This window comes from Streptomyces sp. NBC_00876, from assembly GCF_045207435.1.
In the GTDB taxonomy this organism is placed as follows: Bacteria; Actinomycetota; Actinomycetes; order Streptomycetales; family Streptomycetaceae; genus Streptomyces.
Genome location: NZ_CP108800.1, coordinates 3,125,399 through 3,138,003, shown reverse-complemented (window position 1 = coordinate 3,138,003; position 12,605 = coordinate 3,125,399). Strand labels below are relative to the sequence as shown.

The 12,605-nt window shown below is 70.2% G+C and carries 8 protein-coding genes; 5 read left to right on the top strand and 3 right to left on the bottom strand.

Going from position 1 to position 12,605, the window contains the following annotated elements:
- Positions 1-13: 13 nt before the first annotated feature.
- Positions 14-793 (bottom strand): ABC transporter ATP-binding protein, encoded by a 780-nt coding sequence (locus tag OG782_RS13710; RefSeq protein ID WP_406450711.1) that lies wholly within the window; start codon positions 791-793, stop codon positions 14-16.
- Positions 786-1,727 (bottom strand): ABC transporter permease, encoded by a 942-nt coding sequence (locus OG782_RS13705; protein WP_406450709.1) that lies wholly within the window; start codon positions 1,725-1,727, stop codon positions 786-788. Before OG782_RS13705 ends, OG782_RS13710 begins: the two co-directional genes overlap by 8 nt.
- Positions 1,728-1,856: 129 nt before the next feature.
- Between OG782_RS13705 and OG782_RS13700 the strand changes: the two genes are divergently transcribed.
- From OG782_RS13700 to OG782_RS13680, 5 genes are all read left to right on the top strand, one after another.
- Positions 1,857-2,462, top strand: coding sequence for a TetR/AcrR family transcriptional regulator (locus tag OG782_RS13700; protein WP_406450707.1), 606 nt, complete (start codon positions 1,857-1,859; stop codon positions 2,460-2,462).
- Positions 2,463-2,898: 436 nt separating this feature from the next.
- A complete protein-coding gene (locus OG782_RS13695) occupies positions 2,899-6,444 on the top strand; it encodes a CDP-glycerol glycerophosphotransferase family protein (protein WP_406450705.1) in 3,546 nt (1,181 codons plus the stop codon).
- A 277-nt stretch (positions 6,445-6,721) separates the two neighbouring features.
- Entirely contained in the window at positions 6,722-7,963 is a 1,242-nt protein-coding gene (locus OG782_RS13690) for a glycosyltransferase family 39 protein (protein ID WP_406450703.1), read from the top strand.
- Positions 7,964-8,044: 81 nt separating this feature from the next.
- Positions 8,045-9,559 carry a methyltransferase domain-containing protein gene (locus tag OG782_RS13685; protein WP_406450701.1) on the top strand — a complete coding sequence of 505 codons (1,515 nt, stop codon included), beginning with the start codon at positions 8,045-8,047 and terminating at the stop codon, positions 9,557-9,559.
- Positions 9,560-9,629: 70 nt separating this feature from the next.
- The gene (locus OG782_RS13680) at positions 9,630-10,004 is read left to right on the top strand and encodes a hypothetical protein (RefSeq protein ID WP_406450699.1); all 375 of its coding nucleotides are present in this window, start codon (positions 9,630-9,632) and stop codon (positions 10,002-10,004) included.
- A 64-nt stretch (positions 10,005-10,068) separates the two neighbouring features.
- On the opposite strand, the gene OG782_RS13675 is transcribed toward OG782_RS13680, so the two are convergent.
- Positions 10,069-12,243 (bottom strand): CDP-glycerol glycerophosphotransferase family protein, encoded by a 2,175-nt coding sequence (locus OG782_RS13675; RefSeq protein ID WP_406450697.1) that lies wholly within the window; start codon positions 12,241-12,243, stop codon positions 10,069-10,071.
- Positions 12,244-12,605 lie beyond the last annotated feature (362 nt).

Genomic DNA, 12,605 nt, shown 5'->3' with positions numbered 1-12,605 from the left:
GGCCAGCGGGGTGTTATTTCTTGCCGGTGAATTTCTCGTACGCCGCCACCACTTCCTTCGCCGGGCCGTCCATCCGCAGCGTTCCCGCCTCCAGCCAGATCGCACGGTCGCAGGTCTCGGTGATCGACTTGTTGTGGTGGCTGACCAGGAAGACCGTGCCGGCCTGCTTGCGCAGTTCGATGATGCGTTCCTTGCTGCGCCGCTGGAACCTGGCGTCGCCCGTGGACAGCGCCTCGTCGATCAGGAGGACGTCGTGGTCCTTGGCGGCGGCGATGGAGAAGCGCAGCCGGGCGCCCATGCCGGAGGAGTAGGTGCGCATCGGCAGGGTGATGAAGTCGCCCTTCTCGTTGATGCCGGAGAAGTCGACGATGCCGTCGTAGCGTTCGCGGATCTCCGTACGGCTCATGCCCATCGCGAGCCCGCCGAGCACGACGTTGCGCTCGCCGGTCAGATCGCTCATCAGGGCCGCGTTCACGCCGAGCAGCGAGGGCTGGCCCTGGGTGTGGACGCGGCCCTTCGTGGCGGGCAGCAGCCCGGCGATGGCCTTGAGCAGGGTCGACTTCCCCGAGCCGTTGGAGCCGATCAGCCCGATCGCCTCTCCCTTGTACGCGGCGAAGCTGACCCCCTTCACGGCGTGCACCTCGCGTACCCCGGGGGACTGCCGGCGCGAGGTGATCCGGCTGAGGGCCGAGGTGGCGCTGCCCCTGCCGGTGCGGGCGCCGTTGACCTTGTACGTGATGTGGACGTCGTCGACGACGACGGTCGGCACCGCGGAATCCGTGTTCTCAGCCACGTCCGTAACTCTCCTCGGCCTTCCAGAAGTAGATGAATCCGCCCACGCCGCACAGCAGCGCCCAGCCGGCTGCGATGGCCCACACGTGCGGGGGCAGCTGTCCGCCGTCGAAGCTGTCGATGAACGCGAACCGCACCAGGTCGATGAAGACGGCGGCCGGATTGATCTCCAGCGCCAGCTTCACGAAGTGGGGGACCCGGTCGCCCTGGAGCATCGTCTCCATGCTCCACATGACGCCCGAGGCGTACATCCAGGTGCGCAGGATGAACGGCGTCAGCTGGGCGATGTCGGGGGTCCGTGCGGCCAGCCGGGCCATCACCATCGAGATGCCGGTGTTGAAGACGGACTGGAGGGCCAGGGCCGGCACCGCCAGCAGCCAGGAGGGCTGTGGGTACTGGCCGAAGACCAGCAGGATCAGCACCAGCGCGCCCAGGGAGAAGAGCAGCTGCTGGAGCTGTTGCAGGGCCAGCGCGATCGGCAGTGAGGCCCGCGGGAAGTGCAGGGCCCGCACGAGGCCGATGTTGCCGCTGATCGCCCGGGTGCCCACGGTGATCGACGAGCTGGTGAAGGTCCAGATGAAGACGCCGGTGACCAGGAACGGTACGTAGTCCGGGACGCCGTGCTTCGTCTTCATCAGGACGCCGAAGATGAAGTAGTAGACCGTCGCGTTGAGCAGCGGGGTCATGATCTGCCAGACCTGGCCGAGTTTCGCCTGGCTGTACTGGGCGGTGAGCTTGGCGGTGGCGAACGCCGTGATGAAGTGGCGTCGCCCCCACAGCTGCCGGATGTACGCCGGCAGGGTCGGCCGCGCCCCGCTCACGGTCAGCCCGTGCCGGGCGGCGAGGGCGGCGAGCTCGCCCGGCGCGTACACGGGCGGGAGGGCGGACGGCGGAGTGTCCGCCAGGGTCGCCGGGGCTGTTGTCTGGCTCACCACGATCGCTTTCGTCGGGGGGCGGGAAACAATCACGAGCAACGGAACGGGACCGTATCGTCGTAACGCCGAGGGTAGGACGTGGCGACGTCGCAACGCAACCGTTTCGTCGTCACGGACTATGATTCGGCCATGACCACCGATCCGGAAAGCCGCCGCCGTGTCCCCGCCGGAGCCGCCGTGCTGCGCGAGGACGTGACCGATGCGATCCGCAGCGCGGTGTTCGCGGAACTGGCCGCGGTCGGCTTCGCCCGGATGTCGATCGAGGGCATCGCCCGGCGGGCCGGGGTCGGCAAGACCGCCGTCTACCGCCGCTGGAAGTCCAAGCTGCACCTGGTCCTGGACCTGGTCTCGGCCGTCGCGGTGCAGGGGATGCCCGCCCCGGCCACCGGTTCGCTCCACGGGGACGTCCGCGCCGTACTCGAGCTGGCGGCGTACGCCCTGCGCCACCCGCTCGCCTCCCAGGTCATCCCGGACCTGCTGGTCGAGGCGGCCCGGAACCCGGAGATCTCCGACGCCATCAAGGCCGCTCTGCTCGACCCGCAGCAGGGCGTCGCCGCCGTGGTCGTACGGGAGGCCGTCGCACGCGGGGAGCTGCCGCGGGGCAGCGATCCCGACCGCGCCCTCGACCTGATCGTCGGCCCGCTCTACTGGCGGCTCGCGGTCGTCCGGGGCGAACTGCCGCCGGGCTATCTGGACGACCTGGCGGACTCGGCCGTGGCCGCGCTCACCCGCTGACCCGGTCCGGGGCGCGGCCATGTGATCCAGGCCGCGGACAGCGGCGGGAACCGGGCGTCCCGAACCAGGTGTCTCCCCCTGCGCCCCTGGTCACGGCAGCCCCGCAGGTTTCGAGGAGGCCCGCCCCGGGTGACACCTCGATCACGTGTATGAGCGTGCTTGTAAGGGTCACCCGTCCATCCGCTAGTCTGGTGAACGGGCCGCCCACCGGGCCTCCCGGAGCATGCACACCACGTGCTCCCGGACCGTCCGGGCGAAGCCCCAGGCACTGCCGTCACAGCCGAGGACGAACCCCTGGATCCGTTCGGAGCGGAGCGGCGCTGCCCGCGGGGTGAGCACGGTGCAGGCGTAGTCACTCGTTCGGGACCGTAACCGGTGACCCCCGACCGTTCACACGGTTGAGCCATACGGATAGCCAGGCCCCCGATGAACGGACGTGCTCAACATGCCGCCACGGCTCAGTGTCGTTGTCCCCGTCTACAACGTGGAACTCTTCCTGACGGACTGCCTGAAGTCCCTCGCGGAGCAGACCATGACCGACCTCGAGGTGGTGATGGTCGACGACGGTTCCACCGACAACAGCGCAGCTCTGGCCGCAGAATTCGCCGCGCAGGACGACCGCTTCCGGCTGGTGAGCCAGAAGAACGGCGGCCTGGGGCACGCCCGTAACACCGGTGTCCGCAACTGCGACCCGGAGAGCCGCTACCTGGCCTTCGTCGACAGCGACGACATCATCCCGCCGAACGCCTACGAACTGCTCGTCGGGGCGCTCGAGAAGACCGGCTCCGACCTCGCGTCCGGCAACGTGCTGCGCCTGCGGGCCGGCGGCAAGCTCCAGCAGTCGCCGATGTTCCGCAAGCCCATGGCGACGACCCGGATGCGCACCCATGTCTCGCGCGACCTGGACCTCCTCGGGGACCGGATCGCCTGCAACAAGGTCTTCCGCCGCTCCTTCTGGGACGAACACGCGTTCGCCTTCCCGGTCGGCGCGCTCTACGAGGACATCCCGGTCGTGCTGCCCGCCCACTTCCTGGCCGGCTCCGTCGACATCGTGAAGGACCCCGTCTACCACTGGCGGGACCGTCCGGGCTCGATCACCACCAGCCGGGCCGTCGTACGCGGCATCCGCGACCGGGTCGCGCATGTGCAGGGCGTCTCCACCTTCCTGGCGGAGAACCGCACGGCCGCCGACAAGAACCACTACGAGGACCACGCCCTCGCCAACGACCTCTGGTACTTCATGGAGGTGCTGCCCGACGGTGACGAGGAGTACCGCGCCGCCTTCCTGACGTACACCAACGAGTTCCTCGGCCAGGTCGACCAGTCGGTCCTCGACGGACTTCCGCTGCGGCTGCGCCTGATGTGGCACCTCGTGCGTGAGCGGCGCATGGAGGAGCTGCTGGCCCTCCTCGCCTTCGACAAGCGCGAGCCGGGAGCGTTCGGGGTGCGCGGTGTGCGCCGCCGCCAGGCCAGCTACCCGGTGCTCAAGCAGCCCGTGCCGAGCCAGGTGCTGCGCGTGGCCGACCGCGACCTGCCGCTCGCCGCCCGGCTGCGGGACGCCCAGTGGCGCGACGGCAAGCTGCACCTCAAGGGGTACGCCTACGTCCGCAACCTGCCCGTCGCCTCGGGCGCCGGCGAATTCCGGATCGGCTGGCTGCGCGCCGGCCGGCGCAACGTGGTGCCGCTGCGGCTGCGCAGGGTCGACGAGCCCGAGGCCACCGCACGCTCCCGCCAGAGCCTGCACGACTACCACCGGGCCGGCTTCGAGACGGTCGTCGACGCGTCCAAGCTCCGCGTCCCGGCCGACGGCAGCCCCAAGCAGCTCACCTGGCAGCTGGAAGTGGGCATCGCCAGGAACGGTCTGCTGCGCCGCGCCTTCCCCTCCGTCCGTGAGGCCTCCGTCGCGCCGCCCGTGTACCGGCCCGATGGGGATCACCGGATCGTGCCCGCCTTCGAGGCCGACAAGCTGGTGCTGCACTCCGAGCGGATCGACGCCCGGCTGGAGACCCATGGCGCGGGCGACAGCGCCGGCACCGTCGTGGTCTCCGGCATGGTCCGCGACCGCCTGGTCAAGGGCGCCCTGATGCTGCGCCTCACCCACACGGCCACCTCCACCACCTACGAGGTCCCGGCCACGGCGAGCGAGGGCACCGAGCCCTCGGCCGCGGGCTGGCGCCGCTTCACCGCCGAGCTTCCCCTCGACGCGGTTCAGGAGGCCCGGCCCACGGCGGACGGCGCGCCGAAGAGCATCGCGTACAGCGTCCACCTGACCGGCCCGAAGGGCCTCAAGGCATCGCTCGACGTTCCCGGCCCCGTGCTCCCCGGCCGCTACCCGCTCGCCGACGGCGAGGACGGCGCACGCCGCGAGCTCGCCTTCGTCACGAGCTCCCGCGGGAACCTGCTGATCAGCGACCGCACGGTGCAGCCCTCCGTCGAGCTGGCCAGCTGGACCGAGGACGGGCAGCTGTTCCTGGAGGGGACGTTCCCCGAGGACCGGGAGCACCCCGTCGAGCTGGTGGCCCAGAACAGCGGCCACCGCGAGGAAGCGACCTTCCCGGTCGAGTTCACCGGACCCGAGGACGCACGGCGCTTCCGCGTCGAACTGCGCCCGGACGCCGTCGAGGGCCCGGGCGGCGCGCTGCCCCTGGGCGAGGGCAACTGGTACTTCTTCCTCCGCGAGAAGGGCGCGAGCGACGAGAGCGGCGACATCGCGCTGCGCATCCCCGCCTCCGCCTTCCGTACCCTGCCCGCCACCCGCAAGCTCTCCGGCCGCGACTACACCATCGAGCGGCGCTTCGGGGACCAGCTCCTGGTGGTCTCCGCCCCGGTGCTCTCCGCTTCGGAGCGCGGCCTGCGGGCCAAGAAGCTGCTGAGCGACTCCTACGCCGCACAGCGCACCGCCCCGCTGCGCGAGGCCGCCCTCTACAGCAGCTTCGACGGCCGTCAGTTCTCCGACTCGCCGCGCGCGGTCTACGAGGAACTGGTGCGCAGGGACGCCGGCCTGGAGCACCTGTGGGTCGTCCGCGACCAGCAGGCCATCGTCCCGGCGGGCGCCAAGGCCGTGGAGCACGGCTCCGTCGCCTGGCACGAGGCGCTGGCCCGCAGCCGGCACATCGTCACCAACACGCAGCTGCCGGAGTGGTTCCAGCGGCGCGAGGACCAGACCGTCGTCCAGACCTGGCACGGCACCCCGCTCAAGCGCATCGGCCTCGAACTCGCGGGCACCGTCCAGGCGAACGCCGCCTACATCGCCACGCTCAAGGAGCGCGCGCGGCAGTGGTCCTTCCTGGTCTCCCCGAACACGTACTCCACCCCCGTCCTGCGCCGCTCGTTCGGCTTCGAGGGCGAGGTACTGGAGTGCGGCTATCCCCGTAACGACCTCTTCCACGCCGCGGACCGCGCGAAGGTCGCCGACGCGGTACGGGAGAGGCTCGGCATCCCGCAGGGCAAGAAGGTCGTCCTGTACGCGCCGACCTGGCGCGAGGACCAGCGGCTGGGCGGCGGGCGCTACTCCCTGGGCCTCCAGCTCGATCTGGCCGCGGCCGAGCGCGAACTGGGCGCGGACACCGTCCTGCTGGTGCGCCGTCACTACATGGTCACCGACCGGCTCCCGGACAGCGGTACCGGCTTCGTCCGCGACGTGTCGCGCTACCCGGACGTCGGTGAGCTGATGCTCATCAGCGACGCGCTGGTCACCGACTACTCCTCGCTGATGTTCGACTTCGCCCAGACCGGCCGCCCGATGCTGTTCCACACGTACGACCTGGAGCACTACCGCGACACGCTGCGCGGGTTCAGCTTCGACTTCGAGTCGCGGGCACCCGGTCCCCTGATCCCGGGCTCCGACGACCTCATCGAGGCGCTGCGCGACCCGGCGGCGGCCATCGCGGGACACGCGGAGGCGTACGAGGCATTCCGGCGGGACTTCTGCGACCTCGACGACGGCAGGGCCACCGCCCGGGTGGTCGACCGGATGCTGTAGCCCCACCCCAGCGCAGACACCGCCCCCGGAGGGCGACAGTGCCCGGCCGGCAGCCGTACCGGCCGGGCACCGGTGTGTGAGGAGCCAGGGGACGAGGCGGGGACGACGCGGCGGTGTACGCGAATTGATGTACGGACTGTGCGAACTTCCTGAACCGTTCGAGTGATTCGGGAAATGCGGCGTCTGTGCGAATGCGCAGGGCATTCGACCGACGAGCCGCATAAGTGTGTTCATCGGTGCGTCGCATAGCGTCAACTGGTTGCTACGTTCTGTTTTCATGGGTATCCGAATGTGGTGCGAAAGCGGCAACGTGCGGCGGGCGAGAGCTGCCGTGCTCGTCGCCGCGACCGCCGGCCTCATCACACGCATGGTCATCGCGGCGAATGTGCCGGGCCCGGCCGATGTGCGCATCTTCGAGGCATTCGCCAAGGCCATCACCGTCCACGGACCCGTCGGAATCTATGCGCACCCGCTTCCCGGTCAGCCCGTCTACAACCACCCGCCGCTGGCCGGCTGGATGCTCCTCGGTCTGAACGGCCTCACCGAACTCGGGATGTCGTTCTCCACGCTGATCAGAGCGCCTGCCTCGATCGCCGACTTCTTCTGCGCGCTCCTCGTGTTCGAGATCGTCCGCCGCCGCGCCACCCTGCGCACGGCGGTGCTCTGCGGCGTCGGAGTGGCCGCCAGCCCGGTACTGATCGCCACCTCCGGTTACCACGGCAACACCGACGCGGTCGCCGTCGTGTTCGCCCTGGCCGCGGCCCATCTGCTGGCCGACCGGAAGTCGCCCCTGGCGGCGGGGGTGGCCGCGGCGCTCTCGATCAGCGTCAAGTTCATTCCGGTCGTGGTGATCCCGGCCCTGTTCATCGCCGCGCTGCGCGGCGGCCGGCCCGCGGTCGTCCGCTTCGGCGCCGCGTTCGCGGCCGTGTCCGCGCTCGTGTGGGGACCGCCCCTGGTGACCGTGGGGCGGCAGCTCGTGGAGAACGTCCTGGAGTACGCGGGCGGCAGTTACCGCCTCTGGGGGCTGGTGCGGTTCGCGGACGTCCTCTCACTGCCGGAGTCCTTCATCACCTTCATGCAGGGCGGCGGCCACTTCCTCTTCGTGCTGGTCTGCGTGGCCGCCGGGGCCCGGCTCGCATGGCTGCGGCCCGCGCAGCTCCCCGGTGTCGTCGCCGCCACGCTGGGCCTGCTGCTGCTCCTGTCCACCGCGTCCGGTCTGCAGTACCTGACCTGGGCGGCCGCCGGCATGTTCGTCCTCGGGCTCCCCGAAGGGCTCGCGTTCAGCTGTGTCCTCGGAGTGACGGCCGTGCTCGGCTACAGCGGGGCCTCCGCCGTGCGCTGGAGCGAACCGGTTCTGCTGTGGGGCACGGCCGGCTGGCTGGTCCTGGCGGCCGGCCTCGTCACCGGTGTCCGCCGGATCCTCGCCACGCCCCCGGACGCGCCACCGGGCACCCGCACCGAGCGGGCACCCCTCTCCGCTCCCCGTACGTCACAGCCCTCCGGTTCCACCGCCAACTGACCGCGGAAACCGGTACAGCACCTGCCACCGACCCGTCCCCTACCCCAGCACCGAGTACCGAGCGCAACTGGAGAACGCCCCGTGAAGGAAAGCCCGAGCCCCAGGATCGGCATCCTGGTGGTCGCGTACAACGCGGAGACAACGCTGGAGAAGACCCTCGACCGGATTCCGGAGGACTTCCGGTCCCGGATCGATGAGATTCTCATTCTCGACGACGCGAGTCATGACGCGACCTTCACCGCCGGCTGCCGCTGGTCGCAGGCCGAGGGAATGCCACGGACCGTGGTGATGCGGCACACCAAGAACCTCGGCTACGGCGGAAACCAGAAGGCCGGATACGCGCTGGCGGCAGCGCACGGACTCGACATCATCGTGCTGCTGCACGGCGACGGACAGTACGCCCCCGAACTGCTCCCCGAGATGGTCGCCCCGATCGAACGCGGCGAATGCGAGGCCGTGTTCGGATCGCGGATGATGAAATCCGGCAGCGCCCTCAAGGGCGGAATGCCCATGTACAAATGGCTGGGCAACCGCATTCTCACCCGGCTGGAGAACGGCCTGCTCGGCTCGAACCTCACCGAATTCCATTCCGGCTACCGTGCCTACAGCGTCGAGGCGCTGAAGAAGCTGCCGATCGACCGGAATACCGACGCCTTCGACTTCGACACCCAGATCATCGTCCAGCTGCTGAACGCGGGAATGCGGATCAAGGAGATCCCCGTACCCACGTACTACGGCGACGAGATCTGCTACGTCAACGGGATGAAGTATGCGAAGGACGTCGTCAAGGACGTCCTCGAATACCGCCTGGCCGTCAAGGGGTTCGGCACCTGTGCGTGGATCCCCAAGCCCGTCGAGTACGCCTTCAAGGAGGGCGACGGATCCTCGCACGCCGTCATCCTGGAGAAGATGCGGAAGCTGCCGCCCGGCCGGGTGCTGGACCTCGGCTGTTCCGGCGGACTGTTCGCCCAGCGCCTCGAATCCCTCGGCCACGAAGTGACCGGTGTGGACTTCGTCGAGGTGCCGGGCGTCCGCGAGAAGTGCAGCCACTTCCACCTCGCCAACCTGGAGGAGGGGCTGCCCGCCGGAATCGGCGTCGACTTCGACTACGTCGTGGCCGGGGACGTCATCGAGCACCTCTCCCGTCCCGAAGGGGTGCTCGCCGAGGTCGCCACCGTGCTGCGGCCGGGCGGTCAGGTGCTCCTGTCCGTGCCGAACTTCAGCCACTGGTACTCACGGCTGCGCGTGGCGATCGGGGCCTTCGACTACGACCGGCGCGGCATCCTCGACGAAACGCATCTGCGCTTCTTCACCCGGGCCAGCCTGCGCCGCACCGTGCGCGCCGCCGGTTACGACGTCCTGGACATCGCCTCGACCGGGGCGCCGTTCTGGTCGCTGCTCGGCCGCGGCCCGCTCGCCGCGGTACTCGGCGGAATGTCGAGGCTGCTGACCCGGGTCCGGCCGACGCTGTTCGGATATCAGCACGTCGCACTGCTCACCCCGCATGCGGCCGAGACGATCATCGCTGGAGAGCACGTCGATGTACAGGACATCCTCAACCGACAGTACGTCCCTGCCGACCGGGTCGGCGTCTGAGGCGACCATCCCCGAGCCCGCCCCCGCCCCGGCGTCCGAGGCCCGGGTCACCCCAGTCAGGAGCAAGGCCTTGACCCTCCCCAGTGTGCTGCTGCTGCTGTTCGCCGTGTTCTCGTCGGCGGGTGGCCAGATCATGCTCAAGCACGGGATGAAGGGCGCCGCGGCCGCCGCCGGCCGCGACGGCGGCTCCGTCGCGCTGCGCGCCGTCGGGAGTCCCTGGGTCGTGTTCGGGCTGGTGGTCTTCGCCGTGTCCGCGCTCGCCTGGATGACGACCCTGGCCAAGGTGCCGCTCTCCGTCGCGTACCCCTTCAACGCGCTCGGCTATCTGCTGATCGTGCTGGCCGGGGCGACCGTCCTGCACGAGCGGACGTCGATGTGGACCTGGGGCGGCTCGCTGCTCGTGGTCGTCGGCCTGGTCACGGTCATGGCGGGCCAGCAACGCTGAACCGCACGCCGAAGGGCCCGTCACCGGAACGTTCCGGTGACGGGCCCTTCGGCATGCGGTCCGGTCAGACGGCTGCGGGCTCGGCGGGCTCCTCGCCCAGCAGGACCCGGCGCACCACACGCTCGGCGGCGCGGCCGTCGTCGTACGGGCAGAAGCGGGCGCGGAAGGCCTTCAGCAGCGCCTCGTTCTCGTCGCTGTCCCAGCTGCCGTCGGTGAAGACCCGCGCCAGCTCGTCCGTGGTCGTCGCGACGGCACCCGGGGTCTCGCCGGGCTTGCCGGACAGCAGGTCGAAGACGACACCGCGGACCGTGCGGTACGTCTCCCAGTCCGGGGCGTGCACCACGATCGGGCGGTTGAGATGGGCGTAGTCGAACATCACCGACGAGTAGTCCGTGACCAGGGCGTCCGCCGCCAGGCACAGGTCCTCGATGCGCGGGTGGTCACTGACGTCGATGATCGACGCGCTCTCGGGCAGTCCGGCGCCCCCGTAGAAGTAGTGCGCGCGCACCATGACCACGGTGTCCGGGCCGACGGCCTCGCAGAACCGCTCCAGGTCAAGGCGGCTGGTGAAGCCGGCCTCGTAGTCGCGGTGGGTGGGCGCGTACAGCAGGGCGCGCTGGCCGGGGCGGATGCCGAGGCCCTCGCGGATCTTCTGGATCTGCTCCTGCGTCGCCGTCGTGAAGACGTCGTTGCGGGGGTAGCCCGTCTCCAGCGAAAGAGCCGCGCTGGGGTAGGCGCGCGACCACACCTCGGTGGAGTGCGGGTTCGCGGAGACGCTCCAGTCCCACCGGTCGACGCGCTTGAGCAGCCGGTCGAAGTTGAGGCCCTGGGCCGCCGCCGGGTAGTTCTGCTGGTCCATGCCCATGATCTTCAGCGGCGTGCCGTGATGGGTCATGACGTGGATCTGGCCGGGGCGCTTGACCAGGTGGTCGGGGAAGTTGACGTTGTTGAAGAAGTACGTGGCGCGGGCCAGCGTCGCCCAGTAGCGGCGGGTGCCGGGCACCACGTAGTCGATGCCCTTCGGCAGCGAGTCCACCTGGTTCTTCGAGACCACCCAGACCCCGTGCACATCGGGGGCCAGCTCCTGGGCCTTGCGGTAGATCGCCTCGGGGTTGCAGCTCACGCCGCGGTTCCAGTAGGCCGCGTAGACGGCGAGCTTGGGGTCGAGCGGAAGCTTGCGCTGCGCCTTGTAGTAGCGCGCGGTGAACGACTTCTTCGCCTTCGCCCGCGCCGTGGTGGGCGCGGTGCGCAGTCCCCGGCGGGTGGCGAGCGCGGTGTCCAGGGCGCCGAGCGCGGCGTACCGGCCGCCGCCCATCAGCTGCGGGCGCAGACCCTTCGTGCCGCCCGGGAACTTGAATCCGTCGGGGCGGTGGGCGTTGTGGAACGCGCCGACCGCGCCGACGTACTGCCGGCGCCGCTTCGTGACCGACGGGTAGGCGGACAGGAGCTCCTGGACGGCGCGGTCGAAGAGCAGTCCGCGCACGCCGCTCAGGGCGGGGCGCGCCTCGACGAAGGTCATCAGGCCGGCGTACGCGTCGACGAGCTCGAGCGGTGTCGAGCCGGCCGACGGCTCCACGTCGTCGACGAGGCCGGGCAGGTAGCGCTGCTGGCGGTGCTCGACGCAGGCCGTGTCCAGTGTGGCGATCGAACCGGCGACGGCGAGGGTCTCGAGTGCGTACATCCGCTCACCGTGCGGGCCGGGGCCGAAGCTCAGGCTCTCGCTCTCGGCGAGGGTGCGGCGGACGGCCCGGTTCCAGGAGACCGGGGCGAGGTCGAGGAGGTCGGGGCGGGCGGCGAGGGTGAGCGGGCCCGCGGGCATGCCGCTCAGCAGCGTCATCGACCGGGTCGCACGGGTCTTGCCGCGGAACGGGCGCTTGCGGTGGCCGAAGAGCAGCACGTCGGGGCCGTCGGTGGAGTCCAGCCGGTCGGCGACGGCCTGCAGCGCGCCGGGCAGGTAGACGTAGTAGCCCTCGAGGAAGAGGAGGTAGTCACCGGTGGCCCGCTCGGCCCCGGCGTTGCGCCGGCCGTGTGCCCCCGCGCCCTGCGGCAGATGAACGGCCTGCACCCGGCTGTCTCGTGCGGCGAACTCGTCCAGGACCAGTCCCGATCCGTCCGGGGCGCCGTCATCCACACCGATCACCTCGATGTCCGTGAAGGACTGCGAGAGCACCGACTCCAGGCACTCGCGCAGGCTTCCACGGGCGCGGCGGACGGGGATGATGACACTCAGCCGGGGCATACAGACTCTTTCTCGGACTGTGCGTACTGGGGAGCACACAGCGTACTGGGGAGCGCTCAGCAGGACGGGCAGGGGGCGGACAGGCGTGCGATGGTCAAAGCGGCGGGCGGATCGGGCCCCGGTGGGGTTCCGGCCGGCCGGAACCGTCGGATCCATGGATGCGGAAGCGGCGGTCCCCGTCGGGACCGGTACACGCAACACTCTGCCGTCGATGTGGTCGACCGCGCGGCTGATGAAGGCCCCACTTATCATACTACCTGGGATGGTAAGTGAACCTTGGACATCCGAGGGCCCGCGGAGGCGTGACGCACCGCGGACAGCGCTACGGGGCAGCCCCCGGCCGGCCGGCCCGGAACTGCCCC